Origin of the sequence: Agromyces badenianii (assembly GCF_003070885.1) — a bacterium.
GTDB lineage: Bacteria > Actinomycetota > Actinomycetes > Actinomycetales > Microbacteriaceae > Agromyces > Agromyces badenianii.
Map to the genome: position 1 here is coordinate 628,400 of NZ_CP028913.1, position 23,876 is coordinate 652,275.

At 72.0% G+C, this 23,876-nt stretch carries 25 protein-coding genes and 1 pseudogene; 16 read left to right on the forward strand and 10 right to left on the reverse strand.

The genetic code is table 11. From position 1 onward, the window contains the following. Positions 1 to 37: 37 nt before the first annotated feature. Positions 38 to 262, reverse strand: a pseudogene (locus tag DCE93_RS15000) (helix-turn-helix domain-containing protein); the annotation flags it as partial. A 41-nt stretch (positions 263 to 303) separates the two neighbouring features. Between DCE93_RS15000 and DCE93_RS03000 the strand changes: the two are divergent. Then, positions 304 to 1,446, forward strand: a complete 1,143-nt coding sequence (locus tag DCE93_RS03000) for an epoxide hydrolase family protein (RefSeq protein ID WP_108594572.1) — start codon at positions 304 to 306, stop codon at positions 1,444 to 1,446. A 69-nt stretch (positions 1,447 to 1,515) separates the two neighbouring features. On the opposite strand, the gene DCE93_RS03005 is transcribed toward DCE93_RS03000, so the two are convergent. Further along, positions 1,516 to 2,286 carry an EI24 domain-containing protein gene (locus DCE93_RS03005; RefSeq protein ID WP_108594573.1) on the reverse strand — a complete coding sequence of 257 codons (771 nt, stop codon included), beginning with the start codon at positions 2,284 to 2,286 and terminating at the stop codon, positions 1,516 to 1,518. 97 nt (positions 2,287 to 2,383) lie between these two features. On the opposite strand from DCE93_RS03005, the gene DCE93_RS03010 reads away from it, so the two are divergent. Further along, a complete protein-coding gene (locus DCE93_RS03010) occupies positions 2,384 to 2,989 on the forward strand; it encodes a class I SAM-dependent methyltransferase (protein ID WP_168186160.1) in 606 nt (201 codons plus the stop codon). 62 nt (positions 2,990 to 3,051) lie between these two features. Next, a complete protein-coding gene (locus DCE93_RS03015) occupies positions 3,052 to 3,246 on the forward strand; it encodes a hypothetical protein (protein ID WP_108594574.1) in 195 nt (64 codons plus the stop codon). 94 nt (positions 3,247 to 3,340) lie between these two features. On the opposite strand, the gene DCE93_RS03020 is transcribed toward DCE93_RS03015, so the two are convergent. After that, positions 3,341 to 4,171 (reverse strand): alpha/beta hydrolase, encoded by an 831-nt coding sequence (locus DCE93_RS03020; RefSeq protein WP_108594575.1) that lies wholly within the window; start codon positions 4,169 to 4,171, stop codon positions 3,341 to 3,343. A gap of 122 nt (positions 4,172 to 4,293) precedes the next feature. On the opposite strand from DCE93_RS03020, the gene DCE93_RS03025 reads away from it, so the two are divergent. Together DCE93_RS03025 and DCE93_RS03030 are read left to right on the forward strand one after the other, a co-directional pair. After that, complete coding sequence (locus tag DCE93_RS03025) at positions 4,294 to 4,881, forward strand: TetR/AcrR family transcriptional regulator (protein WP_108594576.1); 588 nt, start codon at positions 4,294 to 4,296, stop codon at positions 4,879 to 4,881. A gap of 193 nt (positions 4,882 to 5,074) precedes the next feature. Continuing rightward, positions 5,075 to 5,911, forward strand: coding sequence for an alpha/beta fold hydrolase (locus DCE93_RS03030; protein ID WP_108594577.1), 837 nt, complete (start codon positions 5,075 to 5,077; stop codon positions 5,909 to 5,911). Positions 5,912 to 6,023: 112 nt separating this feature from the next. Here the strand turns inward: DCE93_RS03030 and DCE93_RS03035 are convergent, their stop codons facing one another. Beyond that, entirely contained in the window at positions 6,024 to 7,016 is a 993-nt protein-coding gene (locus tag DCE93_RS03035) for a transposase (protein ID WP_108594578.1), read from the reverse strand. 153 nt (positions 7,017 to 7,169) lie between these two features. On the opposite strand from DCE93_RS03035, the gene DCE93_RS03040 reads away from it, so the two are divergent. Beyond that, on the forward strand, positions 7,170 to 7,865 hold the full coding sequence (locus tag DCE93_RS03040) for an NAD-dependent deacylase (RefSeq protein WP_108594579.1): 696 nt from the start codon (positions 7,170 to 7,172) through the stop codon (positions 7,863 to 7,865). A 112-nt stretch (positions 7,866 to 7,977) separates the two neighbouring features. On the opposite strand, the gene DCE93_RS03045 is transcribed toward DCE93_RS03040, so the two are convergent. Further along, entirely contained in the window at positions 7,978 to 8,451 is a 474-nt protein-coding gene (locus tag DCE93_RS03045; protein WP_108594580.1) for an NUDIX hydrolase, read from the reverse strand. Positions 8,452 to 8,519: 68 nt separating this feature from the next. Between DCE93_RS03045 and DCE93_RS03050 the strand changes: the two genes are divergently transcribed. From DCE93_RS03050 to DCE93_RS03065, 4 genes are all read left to right on the forward strand, one after another. Continuing rightward, entirely contained in the window at positions 8,520 to 9,158 is a 639-nt protein-coding gene (locus DCE93_RS03050) for an NAD(P)H-binding protein (protein WP_108594581.1), read from the forward strand. Positions 9,159 to 9,479: 321 nt separating this feature from the next. Further along, positions 9,480 to 9,707, forward strand: coding sequence for a hypothetical protein (locus DCE93_RS03055; RefSeq protein WP_108594582.1), 228 nt, complete (start codon positions 9,480 to 9,482; stop codon positions 9,705 to 9,707). Between the two features lie 165 nt (positions 9,708 to 9,872). Beyond that, a complete protein-coding gene (locus tag DCE93_RS03060; RefSeq protein WP_108596560.1) occupies positions 9,873 to 10,808 on the forward strand; it encodes a cytochrome b/b6 domain-containing protein in 936 nt (311 codons plus the stop codon). Between the two features lie 136 nt (positions 10,809 to 10,944). Beyond that, positions 10,945 to 11,247: a DUF1540 domain-containing protein gene (locus DCE93_RS03065; RefSeq protein ID WP_108594583.1), complete on the forward strand. Its 303-nt coding sequence runs from the start codon at positions 10,945 to 10,947 to the stop codon at positions 11,245 to 11,247. A gap of 5 nt (positions 11,248 to 11,252) precedes the next feature. Here the strand turns inward: DCE93_RS03065 and DCE93_RS03070 are convergent, their stop codons facing one another. Beyond that, positions 11,253 to 11,771: a MarR family winged helix-turn-helix transcriptional regulator gene (locus DCE93_RS03070; protein WP_108594584.1), complete on the reverse strand. Its 519-nt coding sequence runs from the start codon at positions 11,769 to 11,771 to the stop codon at positions 11,253 to 11,255. 100 nt (positions 11,772 to 11,871) lie between these two features. Here DCE93_RS03070 and DCE93_RS03075 point away from each other — a divergent pair, with 100 nt between their 5' ends. Next, positions 11,872 to 12,444 (forward strand): NADPH-dependent F420 reductase, encoded by a 573-nt coding sequence (locus tag DCE93_RS03075; protein ID WP_108594585.1) that lies wholly within the window; start codon positions 11,872 to 11,874, stop codon positions 12,442 to 12,444. Between the two features lie 86 nt (positions 12,445 to 12,530). On the opposite strand, the gene DCE93_RS03080 is transcribed toward DCE93_RS03075, so the two are convergent. Next, positions 12,531 to 13,397, reverse strand: coding sequence for an MBL fold metallo-hydrolase (locus tag DCE93_RS03080; protein ID WP_108594586.1), 867 nt, complete (start codon positions 13,395 to 13,397; stop codon positions 12,531 to 12,533). Between the two features lie 58 nt (positions 13,398 to 13,455). Here DCE93_RS03080 and DCE93_RS03085 point away from each other — a divergent pair, with 58 nt between their 5' ends. The 3 genes from DCE93_RS03085 to DCE93_RS03095 are packed head-to-tail and all read left to right on the forward strand — an operon-like array spanning position 13,456 to position 17,138. Beyond that, positions 13,456 to 14,184 carry an NUDIX domain-containing protein gene (locus DCE93_RS03085; RefSeq protein WP_108594587.1) on the forward strand — a complete coding sequence of 243 codons (729 nt, stop codon included), beginning with the start codon at positions 13,456 to 13,458 and terminating at the stop codon, positions 14,182 to 14,184. A gap of 38 nt (positions 14,185 to 14,222) precedes the next feature. Further along, positions 14,223 to 15,665, forward strand: coding sequence for a phytoene desaturase family protein (locus DCE93_RS03090; RefSeq protein WP_108594588.1), 1,443 nt, complete (start codon positions 14,223 to 14,225; stop codon positions 15,663 to 15,665). Between the two features lie 33 nt (positions 15,666 to 15,698). Continuing rightward, entirely contained in the window at positions 15,699 to 17,138 is a 1,440-nt protein-coding gene (locus tag DCE93_RS03095; protein WP_108594589.1) for a lipase maturation factor family protein, read from the forward strand. A 3-nt stretch (positions 17,139 to 17,141) separates the two neighbouring features. Here DCE93_RS03095 and DCE93_RS03100 read toward each other — a convergent pair whose 3' ends face one another. Then, positions 17,142 to 18,518 carry an MDR family MFS transporter gene (locus DCE93_RS03100; RefSeq protein WP_244284313.1) on the reverse strand — a complete coding sequence of 459 codons (1,377 nt, stop codon included), beginning with the start codon at positions 18,516 to 18,518 and terminating at the stop codon, positions 17,142 to 17,144. Between the two features lie 238 nt (positions 18,519 to 18,756). On the opposite strand from DCE93_RS03100, the gene DCE93_RS03105 reads away from it, so the two are divergent. Beyond that, on the forward strand, positions 18,757 to 19,884 hold the full coding sequence (locus tag DCE93_RS03105) for an AI-2E family transporter (RefSeq protein WP_108594591.1): 1,128 nt from the start codon (positions 18,757 to 18,759) through the stop codon (positions 19,882 to 19,884). A gap of 49 nt (positions 19,885 to 19,933) precedes the next feature. Here DCE93_RS03105 and DCE93_RS03110 read toward each other — a convergent pair whose 3' ends face one another. Next, positions 19,934 to 21,265: a GNAT family N-acetyltransferase gene (locus DCE93_RS03110; protein ID WP_108594592.1), complete on the reverse strand. Its 1,332-nt coding sequence runs from the start codon at positions 21,263 to 21,265 to the stop codon at positions 19,934 to 19,936. A gap of 95 nt (positions 21,266 to 21,360) precedes the next feature. Continuing rightward, the gene (locus DCE93_RS03115; protein WP_108594593.1) at positions 21,361 to 22,413 is read right to left on the reverse strand and encodes a LacI family DNA-binding transcriptional regulator; all 1,053 of its coding nucleotides are present in this window, start codon (positions 22,411 to 22,413) and stop codon (positions 21,361 to 21,363) included. A 252-nt stretch (positions 22,414 to 22,665) separates the two neighbouring features. Here DCE93_RS03115 and DCE93_RS03120 point away from each other — a divergent pair, with 252 nt between their 5' ends. Continuing rightward, positions 22,666 to 23,814, forward strand: a complete 1,149-nt coding sequence (locus tag DCE93_RS03120; RefSeq protein WP_108594594.1) for a glycerate kinase — start codon at positions 22,666 to 22,668, stop codon at positions 23,812 to 23,814. The last annotated feature ends 62 nt before the right edge of the window (positions 23,815 to 23,876 follow it).

Genomic DNA, 23,876 nt, shown 5'->3' on the forward strand with positions numbered 1-23,876 from the left:
GTGGCAGTTTCGCGCCGGCGCCCAGCCGGTAGCCGCCCGCGGCGCCGCGGGTGGCATCGACCGGGTAGTCGAGTTCGCGCAGCCGATCGATGTCGTTCCGGATGGTGCGCGGGGTGACGCCGAGGCGGGAGCCGAGTTCGGTGCTCGTCCAATCGGGTCGCGTCTGCAGCAGGGCGAGCAGGGCGAGCAGTCGGGCTGCGGTGTCGGCGATGTGGAGCCTCTCAGGGGAGCCGTGGGAAAAAGTTCCCGCGGCTCTGATTATTAGGAAGTGATCGTACCTATATGCACCGTACCGTCGAAGACATGAACACCACCACCGAACCCAGCACCGAAGTCCGCCCCTTCCGCATCGAGGTCGCCCAGGCCGAGGTCGACGACCTCCAGGAGCGACTCGCTCGCACCCGCCTGCCGCAGCCCGCGCCGACCGACGACTGGGACGCGGGCACCCCGAACTCCTACCTCCGCGAAGCGCTCGACGCCTGGCGCGCCTTCGACTGGCGTGCCGCCGAGGCCCGCATCAACGCCGTGCCGCACTTCACGACCGAGATCGACGGGCAGCCGATCCACTTCATCCACGTGCGCTCGCCCCACCCCGGTGCGACGCCGCTGCTGCTGGCGCACACCTACCCCGGGTCATCCGTCGACTACCTCGGCCTCATCGACCTGCTCGTCGACCCGGTGGCCCATGGCGGCCGCGCCGAAGACGCCTTCGACGTCGTGATTCCGGATGCCCCGGGCTACGGCTTCTCGAACCCGGTCGCCGAGGCCGGCTGGACCACCGCTCGCGTCGCTCGCGCCTACGACGAGCTCATGCACCGGCTCGGGTACACAGAGTACGGCATCCACGGCTCCGACAACGGCGCACTCGTGGCCCGTGAGCTCGGCCTCGCGAACCCCGAGGGGTTCCTCGGCCTGCACGTGCTGCAGCTCTTCTCGTTCCCGAGCGGCGACCCCGCCGAGTTCGAGCAGCTCGAGCCGCAGGACTACGCGGGACTCGAGCACATGCAGTGGTTCCAGTCGGTCGGCGGCTACAACACCATGAACGCGAGCCGCCCCCAGACCGTGGCCGTGGGGCTCAGCGACTCGCCGATCGGACTGCTCGCCTACAGCGAGCTGTTCAACTCCTTCGGCAACGGCACGGCGCTCGTCACGCTCGAGCAGATCATCACCGAGGTGAGCGTCACCTGGTTCGCGAACGCCGCAGCCGGCATGAGCCGCAGCTACCTCGACAACGCGCGCGCCGAGGCCGAGCCGCAGGTGAACGCGGCGCCGACCGGCGTGGCCGTCTTCAGAGACGACTTCCAGACGATCAAGGTCTTCGCCGCGCGCGACAACTCGAACATCGTGCACTGGAGCCGGTTCGAGACCGGCGGCCACTACGCGGCCCTCGAGGTGCCCGAACTCGTCGCCGGCGACATCCGGGCCTTCTTCGCCGGACTGCGCTGAGCCGCGCGCCGGGGCGACCTGGCGAACCCGAGCGGATGCCGCAGGCGCGAGTCTGCGGCATCGGCTCGTTCAGCTGCCGGCCGCCGAGGCGCTCGACGACGATCGTGCGGCCGCGGCATCGAGCGCGCCGCGTGCGAGCATCGTCGACCCGGCCACCGCCGCGGGCATCGCGATCACGGCGCCGAGCGGCACCATGAAGCAGAGCTGGGTCGCGACGCCGAAGCCGAGCATCTGCGCCCGGTGCCCGCGAAGCACGGCCTTGCGGGCGGTCGACGTGATGCCGCGGGCCTCGAAGGCGCGGCTGGTGAGCTCCCTGGCGAGCAGCCACCCCGAGAGCACCACCCCCAGCACCGGAGCGGCGACCGAACCGACGAGCGGCACGAACCCGACGAGGCCGACGACGAGGGCCGAGACGATGCCGAGCGCGATGAGGGCGACGGCGTCGCCGGCGGCGCGCCAGAACCCGGCGCCGCGATCGGGCACCTGCCCGCCGAGCTCCACCTCGACGGCCCGCCAGATGCGTTCGTAGAACGGATCGCCGACGGCGAGCGTGAGGGCCGTGAACGTCACCGCCGCGAGCAGCACGGCGCCCGCGAAGGTCACCGCGGCGATGGCGATGCGCAGCGTCGCGGTCCAGAACGCATCCCACCGCTCGGCGAACGGCGTCGCCCACTCGACGATCGCCGGCAACTGGATGCCGAGCGCGACGAGCGCCGTGAGCACGAGCACGAACACGATCGCGGCGGGGATCAGCCCGAGCAGCATGACGCCCGGCCGGCGCCCCCAGAAGCCGAAGCCGCGCAGGAGCAGGGCGGCACCGGAGAGGAATCGCCTGAGCATCGCTCCAGCCTACGGCGCGGGGCCCGGCCCGGCCCGGGTGGCGGGTATCAGTGGCCCCAGGTTGACGCGCGCCCGCCGACGTGCTCGCATGGGCCGCATGGAAGAACGGCGGCAAGCCCCGGCATCCCGTCTCATCGACGACGACGAACTCGACGACCTCGAGCGGGAGTTCGTCGGGCGACTGCGGGGGCGGGTGCTCGAGATCGGCGCGGGCGAGGGTGAGAACTTCGGCGCGCTGCATTCCGACGTCGAGTGGGTGGGGCTCGAACCGGATGCCGCACGGCGGGCCGAACTCGCGACCCGCGCCCGCGAGTGGGGCCATCGCGCCGAACCGCTCGACGCCCGGGCCGAGGCGATTCCGCTGCCCGATCACTCCGTCGACGGCGTCGTCGCGACCTACGTGCTCTGCTCGGTCGACGACCCGGCGATCGCGCTCGCCGAGGTGCGGCGGGTGCTCGCGCCGGGCGGCAGGGTGGTGTTCATCGACCACGTCGTGGCGCCCCCGCACACGGCGAAGCGCGCCGTGCAGCGTGCCGCCACGCCGTTCACGGCGAAGTTCTGCCACGGCTGCCACTGGGACCGGGACAGCGCCCGCGCGCTCGCCGAGGCGGGGTTCCTCGGCGACGACGTGCGCCCGTTGCGGGTGCGATCGATGCCGTTCGGCCCCGTGCCGACCCTGCTCTTCGACGGCCACGCCCCCTGACCGCGGCTGGTCGAGTGGCATCGGCGGTGAGGCATCCCTCGCGCTTCGGCTAGCCTCGAATCATGAGCCGCACCGTTTGGACCGTCATCGGCGTGATCGTCGCCGTCGTGATCGCCTGGGTGCTCGTCGACGTGCTGTTCAGCCTGCTCTGGTTCATCGGCAAGCTCGCGATCGTCGCCGTGGTCGCGGTCATCGTGTTCTTCGTGCTGCGCAGCGTGTTCGGTCGCACCGGCGGGCAGGACTCGATCGAGCGCTGACCGCTCGCCCCCTCGCCTCAGGACCCTTCGTATCGCACCGGACCCGTGATATCCGTGGTCCGATGCGACACGAAGGGTCCCGTGACGGGGCCGGTCACGCCGTGCGGCTCGCCGCCTCGGCGTGCTCGGTCGCCCAGGTGAGGGCGTACTCGGCGACCTCCTGCCAGCCGTCTTGGCTGACGATTCGGTGCGTGCGACCGGGGAACTCCCGGTAGTCGACGACGGCGGGGCTGCCCGTGGCGCGGTACTTCTTCACGATCGCGCGGCCGATGGCGGGCGGCACGACGTGGTCGATCTCGCCGGTGATGACGAGCAGCGGTGCCCGGTCGGTGCGCCCGTAATCGACGTGGCTGACGCCGCCCTTCTCGTTGAACGCGCCGGCGACGCCCTCGAAGAACACCCGGTTGTAGGAGTTCACCGCGAAGTCCTGCCAGATGCGGTCGGATGCCTCGCGGTCGAGGTCGTTGCCGAAGGTGAAGTGGAAGTGCGCCTTCGAGATCGGCTTCGCACCGTTCTTGTCGAAGGGGTTCGCGAGGATGGGGAAGCCGGTGCGCAGCGTCGACGGCGGCAGCGTGGTGATGCCGGCGGGCTGGCCGGGTGTGACCCCGACGTAGGCGACGCCGAGGCCGCGGTCGGCGAGCATCTGGGTGAGCAAGCCGCCGAAGGAGTGGCCCATGATGATCGGCTTCTCGGGAAGGGCGCGGATGATGCGCTCGTAGTGATCGGCGATCTGCGCCAGGCCGATGCCCTTCAGTGCTTCGGGGTTCGAGCGGATGTCGGCGACCTCGCGGTCGTCGATGCCGGGCCAGCCGGGAACGATGACCTCGTGGCCGCGGGCCCGGAAGTACTCGGCCCAGGTGTTCCAGCTCGCGGGGGTCATCCAGAGGCCGTGGATGAGGACGATGGGGGTCTTGGTGGCGGTCATGTCTCTTCTCCTGGTATGTGCGATCTCGTAGTAGAACGATCGTTCTGTCCGTGTCTGAGAAGTTACCCCCAACCGCGCACCGTGTCAAGCAAAAGCAGAAAGATCGTTCTACTATCTTCTCTATGGCAACTCGAACGACTCCCGCCGGCACTTCGGAAGCGCGCGAGCGCCTGCTGCGCACCGCGTCCGAGCTCTTCTATCGCGAGGGCATCCACTCGGTGGGCGTCGACCGCATCATCGGCGAGGCGGGGGTCACTCGAGCGACGTTCTACCGGCACTTCCCCGGAAAGGAGGACCTCGTCGAGGCCTACCTCGGGGTCGAGGACGCCAGCATCCGCGGCGCCTTCGCCGACGCCGAGGCATCCGGAGCCGAACCCAAGCAGCTCGTGGGTCTCGTGATCGGCGGGCTCGCCGACGACATCGCCCGCCACCACACGCGCGGTTGCCCGTTCATCAACGCCGCCGCCGAGTATCCCGACGCCGACAGCGGCGTGCGGCAGACCGTCGCCCGGCATCGCGAGTGGTTCCGCTCCGAGCTCGAGTCGCTGCTCGCGGCGGCCGAGGTGGCGGATGCCGCAGACGCAGCCGCCCAACTGGTGCTGCTGCGCGACGCCGCCATGGTCGGCGGCTACCTCGACGGCTGGGAGCGAGTGCGCCCGGCGTTCGTCGCCGCGGCGACCCGCGCGGCCGGCCTCGACGGCCGACCCTGACCCACCCCCGCCCGCCCTGGCCGCGGCCCGGCCCGCTCGCCCCCGGAGCCCGCCGTTCGGGACCACTCGTGTCGCATCGGACCCGAGATGTCCGGTGTCCCGTGCGATACGAGTGGTCCGGAACGGTGCGGAGGCCGTGGTCGGAGGGTCGCCGTAAGCTCGGCGGCGTGAACCTCGCGAACCGACGCCGGCGATGATCACCGAGTTCGACGTGCGGCCGCCGGGTGACGGCCGAGTACTGCACGCCTTCGACACGGGCGCGGATGCCGCGGTGAGCCTCGTGCTCGTCTGGCACCACGGTTCGCCGCAGACGGGCGCCCCGCTCGACCCGGTGCTCGCCGCCGCGGCGGAGCGCGGCATCCGTCTCATCTCGTTTGCACGGCCGAGCTACGGCGGATCCTCGCCCCTGCCCGGGCGCGATGTCGCGTCGGCGGCGGCGGATGTCGCGGCGATCGCGGATGCCGTCGGCGTCGACCGGTTCGCGACGATGGGTGCGTCGGGCGGTGCTCCCCATGCGCTCGCGTGCGCGGCGCGGCTGCCCGAGCGGGTGGTCGGAGTGGTGACGCTCGCCGGCATCGCGCCGTACACCGAGGAGTTCGACTGGTTCGGGGGCATGGCCTCGCCCGATGCGATCCGCTCGGCCTTCGAGGGCCGCGATGCCCGGGCGCGGTTCGAAGCGACCGCCGAGTTCGACCCCGAGCAGTTCGTGCCGGGCGATTGGGCCGCCCTCGAGGGCAGGTGGTCGTCGCTCGGTGCCGATGTCGGGCGCTCCGAGGTCTACGGCCCCGACGGTCTCATCGACGACGATGTCGCATTCGCCTCGTCGTGGGGTTTCGATCTCGCCGAGGTCGCGGCACCCGTGCTGCTCGTGCAGGGCAGCCTCGATCGGGTCGTGCCGCCGGCGCACGCGCAATGGATGCGCGGCCGGCTGCCGGATTCCGAGCTCTGGATGCGAGCGGGTGACGGGCACATCTCGGTGCTCGACGCGATCCCCGCGGCGATGGACTGGCTGCTCGAGCGCACGCGTTGACGAGCTCGCGGCACTGACGATTCGGCACGGGACCGGTCGTGTCGCACAGGACCCGCGATGTCACCGGTCCCGTGCGACACGAGCGGTCCGGTGACGAGGCCTTCGCGCCGCGTCAGTCGAGGGCCGCGCGCGACTCGTCGGCCGCAGCTCTCGCCTCGCGCGCCGACCTCGCGGCGCGCTCGCGCTCGCGGCCCAGCGGACGCAGCTCGCGCTCGGCGTCGGCGAGTTCGACCTCCACCTTCGCGAGGCGCTCCTCGAGGTCGTCCCGCTCCTGCGTGCGTTCGTCGACGGTCCGGCGAAGCTCGGCGATGCGCGCGTCGAGTTCGTCGAGCACCCGCTCGGCCTCACCCGCGCGTGCCTCCGACTCCCGAGCCTCCCGTTCGGCGTGTTCGGCGCGCTCCCGAGCCTCCCGCGCCTCTGCGGCGGCCCGGGCGCGCTGCTCCGCCTTCGAGGCATCGGCATCTCCGCGGCGCGGAGCTCTCGCCCCCGGTGCCTGCGACCCGCTCTCCCCTGACGACCCGCGCGCCTCGCGCGCCTCGCGCGACCCGCTCGCCCCGCTCGCCGCACCGCCGCCCCGCGACGCCGGCACGGCCTGCCCGGCACCGCCCGCGACCGCGCCATCGAGGTCGACCTCGCGCCCGACGGCCTCGAGGCCGCGCACGAGCCGGCCGCTGCGCACGGCGTCGGCGGCAGCGGCATCCGACATCGCAGCCTGCATGGTCTGCGCGACCTCGTCGAGCACCGGGCCGCGCACCGGGTTGCCGAGCTCCTCGGCGAGTTCGCCGGCGTCGCGGGCGAGCGCCGCGACGAGCTGACGGCGCTGCCGGGCGAACTGCGCGAGCGTCTCGGCGTCGAGCCCGTCTTGCGCGTCGCGAAGCCGCGCGCCGAGCTCGACGATCGAGTCGACCTGCTCGGTGCGCCGGCGCGCGAGCTGATTGACGAGCCACGCGGCGGGCGAGGGCCGGCGCAGCGCCTGGACGGCCGCCGCGAGTTCGCGGTCATCGGCCTTCGCCGCCTTGGCCTCGTCGTTGCGCGCCGCGGTGAACTCGTCGGGGAGCAATGCGTACAACTCCTCGGCGACATCGATCAGGGTTCGCGCGGGCACGCACTCATCCTCGCCGATCGGATGCCGCCGAGGAAGGACCCCTGCTGCGGTGATCGAGCGCCCTCGGGCGGCGAGGAGAGGGGCGTGCCCGAGGGCCCGCCCCCAGGCGTAACCGTGCCCGAGACTGCCCCCGTGCCGCGATGTAATGGGTGCATGCGAATCGTCGTGCTCACGGGTGCCGGCATCTCGGCCGAGAGCGGGGTGCCGACGTTCCGCGACTCGGGCGGCCTCTGGGAGGGGCACCGCGTCGAGGACGTCGCCACGCCTGAGGGCTTCGCGCGCGACGCCGACACGGTGCAGCGCTTCTACGATGGGCGCCGGCACGCGGTCGCGGCCGTCGTGCCGAATCCGGCGCACGAGGCGCTCGCCCGCCTCGAGACACGACTCGGCGACGAGCTGTTGATCGTCACGCAGAACGTCGACGACCTGCACGAGCGCGCCGGCTCGAGCCGGGTCGTGCACATGCACGGCGAACTCGGGTCGGCGCTCTGCGCCGCGTGCGGCACGAGGTCGCCGGTCGCCGCCGATCTCGTCGAGCGGCCGCCGTGCGGTTCCTGCGGTGAGCGGATGCTGCGTCCCGACATCGTCTGGTTCGGCGAGATGCCCTACGAGCTCGATCGCATCGATGCCGCGCTCGCGGCCTGCGAGCGCTTCGTGGCCATCGGCACCTCGGGTGCGGTGTACCCGGCTGCGGGATTCGTGTGGACGGCAGCCGAGCGCGGCGCCGCCACGCTCGAGCTCAACCTCGCGCGGAGCGAGGTCTCGTCGCTCTTCGATGAGGTGCGGCTGGGTGCGGCGAGCGTGCTCGTGCCCGAGTGGGTCGACGAGGTGCTCGGCACGGCCTCCTGAGCCGCGTTCATCGCCGTAACCGAGGCGTTCGCCGCGGCCGTGAGGCCGTGTCCCCGGCGTCGAAGCGCACTCGAGCGCTCAGCCGCTCAAGCCGCTCAGCCGCTCAAGCCGCTCAGCCGCTCACCGCGCCGAGTGCCGTGACCAGCGCATCGAGCGCGGGTCGCTGGCCGGCCACGAGCAGCTCGCGGGCCTCGGCGACGGGCATCCAGCGCGCCTCGTCGACCTCGGGGAACTCCTGGCGGCGTCCTGATCGCGGCGGCCATTCGAGTTCGAAGGTGTTCGAGCGCACCTCGGCGACGTCGAACCCGGGTGCCCGGCCCGCGAACACCCGCACGAGCTTGCCCGACGAGTAACGGAAGTCGCCGAGATCGAGGTAGTCGGCGTCGGGCGGCCGCACGCCGATCTCCTCGGCGAACTCGCGCTGCGCAGCCGCGAGCGGTGCTTCACCGTCGGTGTACTCGCCCTTGGGGATCGACCACGCGCCCGCCTGCTTCCGCGCCCAGAACGGGCCGCCCATGTGCGCGACGAACACCTCCAACCCCGGCCGCTCACGGAAGAGCAGCAGCCCCGCACTCGTCACCGGCATCGTCCGCCTCCCGTGTCGATCGTGCCCCGGGGTAGCGTGGTGGGAGGCATCACGCGAAGGAGGAGCCCATGGCACACATCGTCATCATCGGCGGTCACGGCAAGGTCGCCCTGCGACTCGAGCAACTGCTCGCCGAGCGCGGCGACGAGGTCGACGCGATCATCCGCAATCCCGACCACGCCGCCGACGTGACGGCCGCCGGAGCGAATCCGGTCGTCGCCGACATCGAGCAGCTCGACGTCGACGGCCTCGCCGAGCTCCTGAGCGGGCACGACGCGGTGGTCTGGTCGGCGGGCGCGGGCGGCGGCAACCCCGAGCGCACCGACGCCGTCGACCGCGACGCCGCCATCAGGTCGATGACCGCGGCGGAGCGCGCGGGCGTGCGCCGATACGTCATGGTGTCGTACTTCGGATCGCCCGATCACACCGTGCCCGAGGGCCACTCCTTCCGCGCCTACGCCGAAGCGAAGGCGGCGGCCGACGAACACCTCGTGTCCACCGCGCTCGACTGGACCATCCTCGGACCCAGCGGCCTGACCGACGGCGAGGGCACGGGTCGCATCGACGTCGACGCGAGCGAGAGCGGCACGGTCGATCGAGCGGATGTCGCCGCGGTCGCGGCCGCGGTGCTCGATCGGCCGAACACGGTGCGCCGCACCATCCGGTTCAACGGCGGCGGGACGCCGATCGCCGAAGCGCTCGGCTGACCGCCCGCGTGCGGTCAGGGCTCGCGTGGTCGTCGCACCAATGACCACAGCGCGGCGAGCAGGAGCCCCCCGCCGACCACGCCGATCGCTCCGAGCATCGACCACAGTACGAATTCCGTCGACATCGCCCACCTCCGCGTCTCGGCTACATTCTGCCCGCGGCCCGGCTCGACCGCCAGCATCCAACGTGGGGTCGGCCTCGCCGGTGTCGGTCCTGCCGGTGTCGGCGGGCACCGCTCACGTGCGCGGGTGCCGCGTCAAGCGGTTGACGGATGTCGCGGCCGCCGCACACGCTGGAGGCATCCCTACCGCGGAGGCATCATGACCGACCCACGAGACACGACGCAGCGACACGACTCCGGGGGCATCGTCGACACCGGCGCCCACGCCGAGGAGCCGCACAACGCGGCCGACGACATGGAGACGGCCGAGAAGGATGCCGCCGAGGAGGCGGCATCGCACGACGACGACCCGAACGACCTCGAAGCCGACAACTCGGTCGAGGCCGACTCCATCGAGACCCTCGACCCCGACAACCCGCCGGCCTAGTCGTCGGCGCGGCGAACGAGTTGTGCGATGACTCGCGGCGATGCCGACCGCCCGCTGTCGGCAGTGCTGCCCTGAGCAGCGCGGCGCCGCGGCATCCGTGACTCTTCAGGTCGTTGCCGTCGGCGAGCGCACGGCTCGTCATGCCAAAATGTGTCGGTGACCCGCCTGACCGACCCGACCGCGCACCACGCGACTCGTCGGCGCAGTCGGTGGCTGCCGCTCGTGTGGGCGGTGCCGGCCGCGGTCGCCGTGCTCGCGGCGGTCGTGCTGTTCGCGATCTGGTTGCGCGCCCAGCCGCAGGTGCAGGAGTTCATCGCGCGATACCCCGGCACGACGCCGCTGCCCGAGGGCTCGCCGGTCGGCCTCCCGGCCTGGCTCGGCTGGCAGCACTTCCTGAACGCGTTCTTCCTCGTGCTGCTCGTGCGCTCCGGGCTGCTGCTGCGCAAGGGAGGCCGGCCCCCGGCCCGCTGGGTGCGAAACAACGACGGGCTCGTTCGCACCAAGAACCCGCCGTGGAAGATCAGCATCAACCTTTGGTTGCACTTCACCGTCGACGCGCTCTGGGTGCTCAACGGCATCGTCTTCATCGTGCTGCTCTTCGCGACCGGGCAGTGGGTGCGCATCGTGCCGACGAGCCCCGACATCTGGCCGAACGCACTGTCGGCGGCGCTGCAGTACGCCTCGCTCGACTGGCCGGTCGAGCATGCCTGGGTGAACTACAACAGCCTGCAGGTGCTCAGCTACTTCGCGATCGTCTTCGTCGTCGCTCCGCTCGCCGTGATCACGGGCCTGCGTCTCTCGTCGGTGTGGCCGCAACGCGCCGAACGGCTGAACCGCGTATACCCGTCGTCGCTCGCCAAGGCCGTGCACTACCCGGTGATGCTCGTCTTCGTGGCGTTCATCATCGTGCACGTCGCGCTCGTGTTCGCGACCGGCGCGCTGCGCAACCTCGATGCGATGTACGCGAGCCGCGACGATGCGTCGTGGCTCGGCTTCGCCGTCTTCGCGGTGTCGCTCGCGGTGATGGTCGCGGGCTGGTTCGCCGTGCGCCCCGAGGTTCTGAAGCCCATCGCGAGCCGCATGGGCACCGTCACTCGCTGAGCCGGGTAGGTAAGGCTCGCCTCAGAAAAAAGTGGCGATGATCTGCGAAAACCCGTCCGATTCCTGCTGCGCGATCGACGCCCGCGGGCGTACCATCGCCGATAACGCACGACCGCTCATCGCACTGGAGGTCACCATGAGCATGACGCTCGACGATCTGCCCGCCGTCGCCGAATGCTCGGTGGCCGGCTGTTCGTACAACGATCATTCGCACTGCCACGCGGCCGCGGTCACGATCGGCGGCTCGGTCGGCGATGCCGAGTGCGCCACGTTCATTCCGCTCGGCAGGAAGGGCGGCCTCGACAAGGTGCTCACGCACGTCGGGGCGTGTCAACGGGCCGAGTGCGTGCACAACTCCTCGCTCGAGTGCACGGCGCCCTCGGTGCGCATCGGCGCCGGTGCCGACGATGCCGACTGCCTCACCTACGAGCCGCGCTGAACCCCTCAACCCACGCGGTCGGCGGGTGCCTCGCTGAACTGGCACGACGTGGCTGAGAGCCGCCCGTCGGGATCGAGTCGCGCGAGCACGGCGCCGGCGATGTCGTAGAGCTGCTCGAGCTGCTCGGGGGCGAGCGCGTCGAGCACGTTCGCGCGCACGGTTTCGACGTGGCCCGGCGCTGCAGCCGAGATCACGTCGAGACCCGCCTCGGTGACCGTGGCGTTGGTCGCGCGGCGGTCTTCGGGGCAGGGGAAGCGCTCGATGAGCCCGCGTTCCTCGAGTCGCCGGGCGACGTGCGAGAGGCGAGGCAGCGTCGCATTCGTGCGTGATGCGAGCTCGGTCATGCGCATGGTGCGCGCCGGTGCCGCGGCGAGTGCCATGAGCGCGGCGTACTCGAAATGCGTCAGTCCGGCGTCGCGCAGCAACTGCGCGTCGAGCGCGCCGGGCAGCAGCTCGGTGAGCGCCACGAGGCGCACCCAGGCGGCCGACTCCTCAGGCGCGAGCCACCTCGTCTCATCCGTCATGTCAGCAGTCTATCGCAATGGTTGACGCAACAACTGAACGCGCGTAGGGTGATAGTTGTCGAAACAAGTAATCGCGTCGAATGGCGCGGGGAGGAATGACATGACGACCGTCAGCATCATCGGAAACGGCAACATGGGCACGGCCATCGGAGGCATCGTGGCCGCGGGCGGAAACACCGTCGAGTTCATCGGGCGCGACAGCGCCGAGCCGATCACGGGCGACATCGTGGTGCTCGCCGTGCCGCACCCCGCGCTCGCCGAGATCGTGGCATCCCGCGGTGCCGAGCTCGCCGGCAAGATCGTCGTCGACATCACGAACCCGCTCGACTTCGCGACCTTCGACGGGCTCGTGGTTCCCGCCGACGGGTCGGCTGCGAACGAGCTCGCCGATGCCCTGCCCGACTCGACGGTGCTGAAGGCGTTCAACACGAACTTCGCCGCGACCCTCGCTGCGAAGACCATCGGCTCGAACCCGACCACGGTGCTCATCGCCGGTGACGACGACGACGCGAAGCAGGCCCTCGCCGAGGTCGTGCGAGCGGGCGGCGTGGCCGCGGTCGACGCGGGCCGTCTCTCCCGGGCACGTGAGCTCGAGGCCATCGGCTTCCTGCAGCTTACGCTTGCCGTGCAGGAGAAGGTCGGCTGGAACGCCGGGCTCGCGCTCGTCGCCTGACCCGGACCGCGTCGGAGTGCGGGATCGCGTCGGAGTGCGCGAATCGTGTCGGAGGCACGCGATCCGCGTCCTCCGACACGAGCGGCTCACTCCGACGGGCTGGATTCCCGGCGCAGGTAGGCCAGCTGCGCCCGAACGGATGCCTCGGCGGCACCCCGCACCGAGGAGTGCGTGTCGGCGTAGACGAGGTCGGTGACCGCCTCGGGCGAGGCGTCGGCGCCGAGCGTGCGGAGCGCGGCGCGCACCTGCTCGAGCCGCTCGGCACGGTGCGCGAGGTAGGCGTCGCAGATGGCGGCGAGGTCGGGCAGCGTCGGCCCGTGCCCCGGCAGCACGCCGACCGGGCCGGGGGTGCCGACGGCGCGCAGCCGCTCGAGCGAATCGAGGTACGGGCCGAGGGCGCCGTCGGGGTCGGCGATGATCGTCGTTCCGCTGCCGAGGATCGTGTCGCCGGTGAGCACGGTGCCGGTGCCGCTGCCCGAACCCACGAGGCCGGCCGAGTCGCTGGGGCCAGTCGGCCCGCCCGCCGCCATCGCATCGCCCGGAAGCGAGAAGCACGCCGAGTCCGCGGTGTGACCCGGCGTCGCGATCACCTCGATCTCGAGTCCGGCGGCGCGGATGCGTTCGCCGCCGGCCAGGGGTTCCCCGCCGAGGCAGAGCGCCGGGTCGATCGCGCGCACCGGGGCATCCGTCATCGCATGGAACGCGGCGAGCGACTCGGTGTGGTCGGCGTGATGGTGCGAGACGAGCACGAGCTCGACCGGGCCGGCGCTCGCGAGCGCCGCAAGGTGCCGCGCCACGGCCGGGCCCGGGTCGACCACGACCACCCCGGCCGCGCCCGGCGCCCGCAGCACGTAGGAGTTGGTGCCGCCGAGTGTCATGGGCCCCGCATTCGGCGCGAGCACCAGACGGGCGAACCTCGACACGAGCACGCCGGGACCGGCACCGTCATCCATGCCGGAAGTGTACCGGCCACCCGATGCGCGGGCGCGAGTGCGGGCCTAGCATGAGGGCATGCAGAGCGATCTCGAATCACTGACGAGTCCCGTCGCGACCGGTGCCGCCGCGACCGTGGTGCTGCTGCGCGACGGCGAGCGAGGCCTCGAGGTGCTGCTCGCCGAGCGCCCGCGCGACCGTGGGTCGTTCCCCGGGGCCTGGGTCTTCCCGGGCGGCGCGGTCGATGCAGCGGATGCCGCGGGCCACCCGATCGACGGCATCGACGCCGCTCGACGGGCCGCGGTGCGCGAGACCCGCGAGGAGGTCGGCCTCGAGCTCGACCCCGACGAGCTCGTGCCGTTCTCGCACTGGACCCCGCCGAAGGGCTCGCCGAAGCAGCTGACCACGACGTTCTTCGCGGTTCGCATGCCCGACGGCGAGCTGCGGCTCGCGCCCGACGAGGTCGTCGCGGCCGAGTGGCTGCGCCCGGTCGACGCGCTCGAGCGCCACGCAGCCGGCTCGATGACGCTCTGGCCGCCCACGTGGGTGACGCTGCACGGCCTCGCGAGCGCGGCATCCGTCGACGAGGCCCTCGACGAGCTGCGTCGAGGCGAGGTGCGGCCGTTCGTCGCGAGGGTCGCCGACGGCGGATCGACCATCCTCTGGCAGGAGGACGACGAGTACGCCGATGCCGAGCGGATCCGCGAGCGCGAGCCCGCGGTGCCCGATGACGCCCCCGACGCCGAGGGCAACCGGCATCGGCTGATGATGGACCGCCTGCCGTGGGTCTACCTCGATTCGTTCTGAGTGAGTGAGCGAGCCGAGCGCATGACTGTCGAGCGCACATGACGGGCATCCCCGACGTCACCGTCGTCGGCAGCGGGCCCAACGGACTCGTCGCCGCGGTGCTCGCCGCCCGTGCCGGACTCTCGGTGCGGGTGCTCGAGGCCGCTCCCACGATCGGCGGCGGGTTGCGCACCGCCGAGCTCACGCTGCCCGGGTTCCGGCACGACGTGTGCTCGACGGTGCATCCGGCCGGCCTCGCGTCACCCGTCTTCAAGCGGCTCGGCCTGCTCGATCGGGTCGACTGGGTCGTGCCCGAGCTGTCGTACGCGCACCCGCTCGACGGCGGCCGGGCGGGGCTCGCCTGGCGCGACCTCGACCGCACCGTCGACGGGCTCGGCCGTGACGGCGAGGCGTGGCGACAGCTGCTCGCACCGCTCCTCGCGCGAAGCCGCGGCGTGGTCGACTTCACCGGTTCGCAGCTGCTGCGTGTGCCGCGCGACCCCGTCGCCGCGCTCCGGTTCGGGCTCCGCGCGCTCGAACAGGGCACCGCCGCGTGGAACGCGCGCTTCCGTGGCGACCTCGCCCCCGCACTCTTCACCGGCGTCGTCGCGCATGCCGCGGGCGGCATGCCGTCGCTCGCATCGGCCGGCGCCGGCCTGTTGATCGCGATGCACGCGCATGGCGTCGGATGGGGGCTGCCGCTCGGCGGCTCGCAGTCGATCGCCGACGCGCTCGCCGACGAGCTCCGGGCGCGCGGCGGCGAGATCGTGACGGATGCCGCGGTCGCCTCACTCTCCGAGGTCACGGGTTCCCGAGCGGTGCTGCTCGACACCTCGCCCGAACTGCTGTTCACCGCGGCGTTGCCCTCGGGCTACGCTCGCGCCCTGCGGCGGTACCGGTACGGCACGGGTGTGGCGAAGGTCGACTTCGCGCTGAGCGGGCCGGTGCCCTGGGCGAACCCCGAGGTGCGGCTCGCGCCGACCGTGCACCTCGGCGGCAGCCGGGCCGAGATCGCGGCGGCCGAGAACGCCGTCGCCCGCGGCTACCAGCCGGGTGCGGGCGGCGGGCTGCCGCAGCATCCCTACGTGCTCGCGGCGCAGCCGACCGTCGTCGACCCGAGCCGTGCACCTGCGGGGCGGCACGTGCTGTGGGCCTACACCCACGTGCCGGCGGGATCGACGCTCGACCCCACCGAGCTCGTGACGGCGGAGGTCGAGCGGTTCGCGCCCGGCTTCCGCGACGTCGTGCTCGGCTCGGCGGCGAGCTCCGCAGCGGAACTCGGCCGATACAACGCGAACTACATCGGCGGCGACATCTACTCCGGCGAGATCACGATGCGGCAGCTGGTGAAGCGTCCGGTCGTCTCGACGGCGCCGTGGCGCACGCCGATCGACGGCGTCTACCTGTGCTCGAGCGCGACGCCGCCCGGGCCGGCCGTGCACGGCCTGAACGGATGGTACGCGGCGAAGCTCGCCCTGAAGGAGCGCTTCGGGCTGCGCTGACGCCGTTCGCCGGCGGGGGCGTAGCGTGAGCACGTGGACTGGACCTCCTGGTTCGAGGCGCACGACTACGAGATCGCGCGGCAGGTGTTGCAGCGCGGCGTGGCGGCGCTCGCATTCGTGGCCTTCGCCTCGACGCTGAACCAGTTCCGGCCGCTCCTCGGCGAGCACGGCCTGCTGCCGGTGCCCGAACTGCTGCGGCTCGCTCCGCGCCTGCGCGGCCCGAGCGTCTTCCGCTGGGGGTACACCGACCGGCGTCTCGTGGCGGTGACGATCGTCGGGCTCGTGCTCGCGGCATCCGTCGTCATCGGGCTTCCGCAGCTCGGTCCGCCCTGGGTGCCCATGCTCGTCTTCCTCGCCCTCTGGATGCTCTACCTGTCGATCGTCAACGTCGGCCAGACGTTCTACGGCTTCGGCTGGGAGATGCTGCTCTGCGAGGCGCTCTTCACCGTCGCGTTCCTCGGGTCGAACGAGACGCCGCCGCCGCTGACGATCGTCATCGCGGTCTGGTGGCTCGTGTTCCGGCTCGAGTTCGGGGCCGGCATGATCAAGATCCGCGGCGGGCCCGAGTGGCGCGACCTCACCGCGCTCATGTACCACCACGAGACGCAGCCGATGCCGAACCCGCTGAGCCGCCAGGCGCACCTGCTGCCGAAGTGGTTCCACCGGGGCGAGGTGGTCGGCAACCACGTCGCGCAGCTCGTCGTGCCGTTCTTGCTGTTCGTACCGGGGCCGGTCGGCTCGACGGCCGTGACGATCGTGATCCTCACCCAGCTCTGGCTCATCGCGACGGGCAACTTCGCCTGGCTCAACTGGATCACCGTCGTGCTCGCGGCATCCGCGATCACCGACTCGGCCTGGCACCGGCTGATCCCGGCGATCCCCGCCGATCTGGGCACGGATGCCGCGGCGACCCCGCTCTGGTGGGGTGTCGTGGTGCTCGCGGCATCCGCCCTGCTCCTCGTGCTGAGTTTCTGGCCGGTGCGCAACCTGCTCTCGCGGCAGCAGCTCATGAACGCGTCGTTCAACCGCTGGATGCTCGTGAACGCCTACGGCGCCTTCGGCACGGTGACGAAGCGCCGCATCGAGATCGTCGTCGAGGGCACTCTCGCCGAGTCGCCCGACTCAGCCGCCGAGTGGCGGGAGTACGGGTTCAAGGGCAAGCCCGGCGAGGTGCGCGCCGTGCCGCGGCAGTGGGCGCCGTATCACCTGCGGCTCGACTGGCTGATGTGGTTCCTGCCGCTCGGGCGCATGTGGGAACCGTGGTTCGAGGTGTTCCTCGCGCGGCTGCTCGAAGCGGATGCCCCGACGCTCGCGCTCCTGCGCACCGACCCGTTCGGCGGCGCCGCCCCCCGCTGGGTGCGTGCCCGTGCCTACCACTACCGGTTCGCGACGCGGGCGGAGTTCCGCGAGACGGGCGAGCGGTGGGTGCGCACGCTGCAGGGCGAGATCGTGCCGCCGTCGGCGCTGCGGTGAAGCTCAGGCCGTCTCGGCCACCGGGCGGTGCTCGATGTCGTCGACGTGAGCGCTCGGCATCGCGATGGCGCCCGCGATCGTGACCACGGCAGCGACGAGCACCGCCACGAAGACGGCGGTCGAGGCGGCGTGGATCGCGACGGGGGAGTGCTCGCCGAGTCCCGACCGCGCGATCACGCCGTTCGCGACGGCGCCGAAGATCGCGACGCCGACCGCGCTGCCGATCGAGCGGAGGAACATGTTGGCGCCGGTGACGACGCCGCGCTCCGACCACGGCACCGACGATTGGGCGGCGATGAGGGTGGGCGAGGCCACGAGGCCGAGGCCGAGGCCGACGACGAAGCACGCGATCGCCGTGGTCCAGACGTTCGGCGTGACGGATGCCGCGACGAGACCGGCCGCGCCGAGCACCGTGACCGCGAGCCCGATGAGCGCGGTGCGGCGGAACCCGATGCGCAGGAACAGCCGCCCCGACTGGCTCGCCGCGATCGGCCAGCCGAGCGTCAGCGCGGCGACCGCGAGCCCCGACACGATGGGGGAGGCGCCGGCGGTCGCCTCGAGGAACGTCGGCACGTAGGAGGTCAGGCCGATGAGCACCGCACCGACGCCGAGCCCGATGAGCGAGGTCGTCACGATGAGCCGCCGCGAGAAGACCCAGAGCGGCAGCACGGGCTCGGCGGCGCGCCGCTCGATGAAGACGAACGCGACGAGGAGTACGGCGCCGACACCGAACGCGCCGATCGACTGCCACGAGAGCCACGCCCAGGCCTGGCCGCCCTCGAGCACCGCGAGGATCAGCAGGGTGAGCGCGATCGTGAGCACGCTCGCACCGGCGACGTCGATGCGGTGCCGTTCACGGCCGACCGACTCGTGGTAGGCGCGCACGAGCATCCACGCGGCGATGAGGCAGAGCGGGATGTTCACCAAGAAGATCCACCGCCACGAGGCGAACTCGGAGAACAGGCCGCCGAGCGTCGGACCGACGACCGAGGAGATCGCCCACACACTCGCGACGTAGCCTTGCACCCTGGCGCGTTCGCGCACGGTGTAGATGTCGCCCGTGATCGTGATCGCCACGGGCAGCACGGCGCCCGCGCCGAGCCCCTGCACCGCACGGAACACGATGAGCGAGGTCATGTCCCAGGCGAATCCGCAGAGCACCGAGCCGACGAGGAAGAGGCCGATGCCGATGAGCATGATGGGCTTTCGGCCCACGGTGTCGGCGAGCTTGGAGTACACCGGCACCGAGACGGCCTGGGCGAGCAGGTAGATCGAGAAGAGCCAGGGGAACTGGGTGAATCCGCCGATGTCGGCGACGATCGAGGGCACCGCGGTCGCGAGGATCGTGGAGTCGATCGCGATGAGCCCTGTGGCCAGCATCACGGCGATGAGCACCGGCCCGCGTTCGGACCGGAATCCCACGGCAGTCGTCTCGGTCACGTTCCCCCTCGGGTTTCGGGCGTGCTCGATCGCACACAGAGAGCAACGCCGTCGCGCCGGATTCATTCCGGGGATGCGGCGCGGCGGCGCTCTCGATCGTGCGATCGCGCGATCGCCGGATCGAACTCGCCGGGCCCGGCACGTGCCGTCGACCTCGTCGCCCGCTACGGTCTCAAGCATGCGGATCCGAACGAAACGAGTGCAGCCGGCGCCGCCCACCACGGCGGAGATCACGGGCTCGAGCGACTCGCACGCGCCAGAGCTGAAGGTCCACGCCTTCCGCATCGGCTTCGTCGGTGCCCTCGGCGTGCTGCTCGCCGTGCTCCTCGGCGGCATCATCGGCGAGCTCGGCACGGTCATCCTCTACGTCGCGCTCGCGCTCTTCCTCGCGCTCGGCCTCGACCCGATCGTGAGCTGGCTCCAGCGACGGGGGATGGCGCGGTGGGTCGCGATCGTCATCGTGTTCGCCGGGGTGATCGGCATCTTCGTCGGTCTCATCGCGACGATCGTGCCGATCATCGTCGAGCAGACCACGAACATCGTCGAGAACTGGGACGACATCGTCGTGAACGTGCAGAACAGCGGGTTCGTGGCGTGGCTGAACACCCTCGGCGGCAGCGACCACGCGATCCAGGACGCGATCGAGTCGGCCGGCGAGTGGCTCGCCGACCCCGCGAACCTCGGTTCGCTCGGCGGCGGCATCCTCGCGGTCGGCGCAGGCATCGCCGGCGGATTCACGGGCGCGACCATCGTGCTCATCCTCACCCTGTACTTCCTCGCCTCGCTCGACTCGATGAAGCGCTACGCGGCCCGCTTCGTGCCCGCGAGCTCGCGCCCCGCCTACCGCGACGTCTCCGAGGAGATCACGGGCTCCGTCGGTCGCTACGTCATCGGCCAGTTCGGGCTCGGCGCGATCAACGGCGTGCTGAGCCTCATCTACCTCTCGATCATCGGCGCCCCGGCGCCGATCCTGCTCGCGTTCATCGCCTTCCTCTTCTCGCTCGTGCCGCTCGTCGGAACGCTGACCGGCGCGGTCATCATCTCGCTCGTCTCGCTCGCCGCATCGCCGACGACCGCGCTCGCCGCGGCGATCTACTACCTGATCTACATGCAGGTCGAGGCCTACGTGCTGAGCCCGCGCATCATGAGCCGTGCGGTCGCCGTGCCCGGCGCGCTCGTCGTCATCGCGGCGGTCGCGGGCGGCACGCTCGGCGGGGTGCTCGGCGCGCTCGTCGCGATCCCCGTCGCGGCCTCGCTCATCATCATCGTGGAGAAGGTCGTCTTCCCCCGCCAGGACACCATCTAGCGAACGGGCGTCGTCGCGTGCCGCGTCGTGGGCGGTGCGAGGGTTGTCGTCAGAACCAGATGCTGAGGTGCGGTGTGCGCGTCGAGGCGAACATGCGCTCGGCGAGATCGATGGAGCGCGGTGCGGACTCCTCGATGCGCCCGGCCCGCGCGAGCACCGAGGGGCGTACGCCGCCGAGGTAGATCGCGCCGAGCTCGCGCACCCCGAGACGGATGCCACGGGCGCCCTTCACGGATGCCGCGGCATCCCTCGACTCGATCGCCGCGACCTCTGCGCGACCGCCGTCGTCGACGACGAGTTCGAACCGGCCCGCGGCGATGCCGACCGGGTCGTCAACCTCGACCACGAGCCGCCCGGGGCTGCTGTACCGGCGGGCCGAGAGCGCCGCGATCGGGTCGATGACGCGGAGCCAGAGGTGGTCGACGACATCGGTGACGGTGATCGCGCGCGGGTCATCGAGCAGCCACGGGAGCGGCTCGTCGACCGATCGCAGCAGTCCCCGGGTGCCCGACACGTAGTCCTGCTCGACGAGGAAGCGCCAGAGCGCGCGCTCGGCGTCGTCGGTGGCGGCGGCGAGGAAGTCGAACTCCGCGACGCCGGGCGCGTTCGGCTCGCGGGTCACGTGGAAGACGGCGAAGCCCTGCGGCTGGCCGCGCTCGTCGTCGTAGCGTGCCACGCGGCGCGACCGAGAGCGGTCGCTCTCGGGGTCGTGCAGTCCGAGCACGCGGTCGAGCAGGGCCGGCCAGCGATCGATCTCGCCGGGGGTGCGCGCGACGGCGCGTCGTGCGATCGCCGGGGCGATCTCGCGAATGGCCGCCGCATCGACGAACTGCACGCGACCCGGAACATCCGCGCCGATCCAGTGCGCCCGCCGCCGATCGACGTAGACCGTCGCGGCGCGCGCGGCCGGGGCGTAGCCGAATCGACCGTAGATCGTCGCCTCGGTGGCGGTGAGCATCGCGAGGGCCGCGCCGGCTGAGCGGGCGTTCTGCAGTTCGGCCAGCATGAGCGCCCGGGCGATGCCGCGACGCCGGTGCGTCGGCGAGACCGTGACCGAGCTCACCGCCCACGCGTCGACGCTGCGACCGCCGGGCACGCTGAGCCCGGTCGGCCAACTCGACACGGTCGCGACCGGCACGGCCGGCTCGGCGATGGTCGGGTCGTACACGCCGTGCACCCGGCGCTCGGCGAGAAGCCCGAAGTCGAAGTCGAGGTCGATCTGGCGCGGACGGGAGTGATGGAAGCCCCGGAAATCGGCCTCCACCCACTTTGAGGTCGCGGCGGCATCGCTCGTGTCGACGAGACGGTACGCGAGTCCTCTCGCGGCGAGCGTGGCCAGTGCCTCGGAATCGGCGGGGAAACCCTGCAGGTCGAACGACATCAATCCATCGTAGTCGGGGCGCTCGCGAGTGCAGCGGGAGGTCGGCGGGGGCTCAGCAGGCGTCGCTCGGCGTCACTCGGCGTCGCTCGGGCGGGTCACCGCGGGCGCACGGGCGTCGACTCGCGCAGCACGACCTCGATCGGCACGGGCAGCTCGTCGGTCTCGATCGCCTCGCCGAGCGCGAGGCGCAGCGCCCGGCGGCCGACCTCCTCGAGCGGGATGCGCACGGTCGTGAGCGGTGGCGTGACGTCGCGCGCGGTCGGGATGTCGTCGAACCCTGCGACGGCGACATCGCGGCCGGGCACGAGCCCGGCGTCCCGGATCGCCGACATCGCGCCCACCGCCATGACGTCGTTGACGGCGAAGACGACTTCGGTGTCGCCGAGTTCGCGCTCGATGAGGGTGCGCATGCCGTCGTAGCCGCCGTCGCGGGTGATGCCGGTGCGCACGATGCGGTCGGGATCGATCGCGAGACCGGAGGCCGCGAGGCCCGCCACGAACCCGGTCAGGCGATCGCCGGGCGTTCGGAGGTGAGCCGCGCCGGTGATCGCCGCGAACCGCCGGTAGCCGGCGCCGACGAGCGCGTGCGCCAGGGCTTCGCCGCCCGTGGTGTGATCGAGCCGCACCGTGCGGAACGGCAACTCGTCGGTGCTGATGAAGGCGACCCGGCCGCCGTTCGCCTCGAAGGCGCGCAGTTCGCCGGCGAGCGCATCCGAGGTGGGGCCGGCATCGCGACCGGATGCGGCGAGGATCATGACCCGGGGACGCTGGCCCCTGAGGCTGCGCACGAGATCCAGCTCCCGCACGGCGTCCCGCTCGGTCGCGGCCATCGTCACGAGAAGGCCCTCGTGGTCCGCCTCGCCCACGACGCCGGCGGCGATCTGGGAGTAGTACGGATCGGCGATGTCGGCGACGAGCAGTGCCACGGTCATCGACGTTCCGCGTGCGACGGCCTGGGCCGAGAGGTTCGGCGAGTAGTCGAGCTTCGACGCGGCGGTGAGCACGCGTTGCCGCAGCAGCTCATTGACCTTCCGGGTGCTGCCGTTGAGCGCCCGTGAGGCCGTCGCCAGAGAAACGCCCGCCTCGCGGGCGACATCGTGCAGCGTCGACGGCGGGCGCGGGCCGGCCGTCCTGCCGCTCTCGGTCATGGGCCCTCCCGCACTGTTCTCGCCTTTCGGGCGGCTCGACTCTATCGCGCGGCACGCCCGGCGGAGCTTCGACGGCTTCGCAGCGGCGAGGCGGATGCCGCGCCCGGCGGCCGCCGGCCGCGCGGTACCATGCCCGAGAACGCGAGGAGGCCGGATGCGTGCCGTGATCCTGGGCGATTCGGGCCGTGACACCGGCCCGGGAGCCGTTCGCCCGCTCGCCCGCCGAGTGCCCGTACCGACGGCGGACGCGCGGTGAGTCGCGTCGTCATCGCCCCCGACTCGTTCAAGGGCACGGCGAGCGCCGCGGATGCCGCGGCAGCCGTCGCCCGCGGCTGGCACGCCGTGCGACCTGATGACGAGCTGGTGCTCCGCCCGATGGCCGATGGCGGCGAGGGCACGCTCGACGCCTTCGAGGCTGCGGTGCCGGCATCCCGGCGCGTTCCCGTCACGGTGCGCGGGCCGTTGTCGCAGCCGGTCGACACGCACTGGCTGCGGCTGCCCGACGGCACGGGGGTCGTCGAGCTCGCCGCGACCTCGGGCATCACCCTCCTCGATCCGCTCGCGCCCCTCGACGCGCACACGGCAGGCTTCGGCGAGGCGATCGCCGCCGCACTCGACGCGGGCGTCGATCGACTGCTGCTCGGGCTCGGCGGCAGTGCCGGCACCGACGGCGGGGTCGGTGCGTTGTCGGTGCTCGGTGCTCGATTCCTCGATGCCGAGCGGCGGCCGGTGCGGCTCGGCAACCGAGGGCTCGGCAGGCTCGCGAGGGTCGATCTCTCCGGGCTCCGCCCATTGCCGGTCGGCGGCGCGCTGATCGTCGGTGACGTCACGAACCCGCTGCTCGGCGCCCTCGGTGCAGCGGCCGTGTTCGGTCCGCAGAAGGGAGCGGATGCAGCGGCCGTCGACGTGCTCGACGTCAACCTCGCGCGATTCGCGCGACTGGTTCCGGGGGTCTCGCCCGAGGCGCAGGGAGCCGGTGCCGCGGGCGGTACGGGTTTCGGCCTCCTCGCGTGGGGCGCCGAGATGGGCGGCGGTGCCGCGCTCGTCGCCGGTGCGATCGGACTCGCGCGCGATCTCGACGGTGCCGCCTTCGCGGTCACCGGCGAGGGCCGGTTCGACGGCCAATCCGAGGCCGGTAAGGCGCCGAGCGAGGTGGCCCGCCTCGCGGCGGAGGCCGGGGTGCCGGTCGCCCTCGTCGCCGGCGCCATCACGGCCGAGCCGCGAGGGTTCGCGGCATCCGTCGCGCTGGCAGAGCTTTCAGACGACGCAGCCGCGGCCATGGCGGATCCGCTCCGGTGGCTCGAGGCGGCGGGCGCCCGGCTCGCCAGGGACGCAGCTCGACCGACGAGGTCGGTCGGGCCGCGTTGCCCGGCACCCTGGGCCGATCGCACCTCGGGCTGATCGCACCTCGGGCTGATCGCGTCTCGGCCGATCGCGGTTCAGGCTGTTCGCGACTCGGCCGA

Excerpts from the sequence above, each read along its gene's own strand:
- DCE93_RS03040 (WP_108594579.1), top strand. The coding sequence starts at position 7,170 with ATGCGAATCGTCGTGCTCACGGGTGCCGGCATCTCGGCCGAGAGCGGG.
- DCE93_RS03090 (WP_108594588.1), top strand. The coding sequence starts at position 14,223 with ATGACGGGCATCCCCGACGTCACCGTCGTCGGCAGCGGGCCCAACGGA.
- DCE93_RS03010 (WP_168186160.1), top strand. The coding sequence starts at position 2,384 with ATGGAAGAACGGCGGCAAGCCCCGGCATCCCGTCTCATCGACGACGAC.
- DCE93_RS03020 (WP_108594575.1), bottom strand. The coding sequence starts at position 4,171 with ATGACCGCCACCAAGACCCCCATCGTCCTCATCCACGGCCTCTGGATG.
- DCE93_RS03055 (WP_108594582.1), top strand. The coding sequence starts at position 9,480 with ATGACCGACCCACGAGACACGACGCAGCGACACGACTCCGGGGGCATC.
- DCE93_RS03105 (WP_108594591.1), top strand. The coding sequence starts at position 18,757 with ATGCGGATCCGAACGAAACGAGTGCAGCCGGCGCCGCCCACCACGGCG.
- DCE93_RS03050 (WP_108594581.1), top strand. The coding sequence starts at position 8,520 with ATGGCACACATCGTCATCATCGGCGGTCACGGCAAGGTCGCCCTGCGA.
- DCE93_RS03085 (WP_108594587.1), top strand. The coding sequence starts at position 13,456 with ATGCAGAGCGATCTCGAATCACTGACGAGTCCCGTCGCGACCGGTGCC.
- DCE93_RS03110 (WP_108594592.1), bottom strand. The coding sequence starts at position 21,265 with ATGTCGTTCGACCTGCAGGGTTTCCCCGCCGATTCCGAGGCACTGGCC.
- DCE93_RS03025 (WP_108594576.1), top strand. The coding sequence starts at position 4,294 with ATGGCAACTCGAACGACTCCCGCCGGCACTTCGGAAGCGCGCGAGCGC.
- DCE93_RS03080 (WP_108594586.1), bottom strand. The coding sequence starts at position 13,397 with ATGGATGACGGTGCCGGTCCCGGCGTGCTCGTGTCGAGGTTCGCCCGT.
- DCE93_RS03015 (WP_108594574.1), top strand. The coding sequence starts at position 3,052 with ATGAGCCGCACCGTTTGGACCGTCATCGGCGTGATCGTCGCCGTCGTG.
- DCE93_RS03030 (WP_108594577.1), top strand. The coding sequence starts at position 5,075 with ATGATCACCGAGTTCGACGTGCGGCCGCCGGGTGACGGCCGAGTACTG.
- DCE93_RS03045 (WP_108594580.1), bottom strand. The coding sequence starts at position 8,451 with ATGCCGGTGACGAGTGCGGGGCTGCTGCTCTTCCGTGAGCGGCCGGGG.
- DCE93_RS03075 (WP_108594585.1), top strand. The coding sequence starts at position 11,872 with ATGACGACCGTCAGCATCATCGGAAACGGCAACATGGGCACGGCCATC.
- DCE93_RS03000 (WP_108594572.1), top strand. The coding sequence starts at position 304 with ATGAACACCACCACCGAACCCAGCACCGAAGTCCGCCCCTTCCGCATC.
- DCE93_RS03070 (WP_108594584.1), bottom strand. The coding sequence starts at position 11,771 with ATGACGGATGAGACGAGGTGGCTCGCGCCTGAGGAGTCGGCCGCCTGG.
- DCE93_RS03005 (WP_108594573.1), bottom strand. The coding sequence starts at position 2,286 with ATGCTCAGGCGATTCCTCTCCGGTGCCGCCCTGCTCCTGCGCGGCTTC.
- DCE93_RS03065 (WP_108594583.1), top strand. The coding sequence starts at position 10,945 with ATGAGCATGACGCTCGACGATCTGCCCGCCGTCGCCGAATGCTCGGTG.
- DCE93_RS03115 (WP_108594593.1), bottom strand. The coding sequence starts at position 22,413 with ATGACCGAGAGCGGCAGGACGGCCGGCCCGCGCCCGCCGTCGACGCTG.
- DCE93_RS03100 (WP_244284313.1), bottom strand. The coding sequence starts at position 18,518 with ATGCTGGCCACAGGGCTCATCGCGATCGACTCCACGATCCTCGCGACC.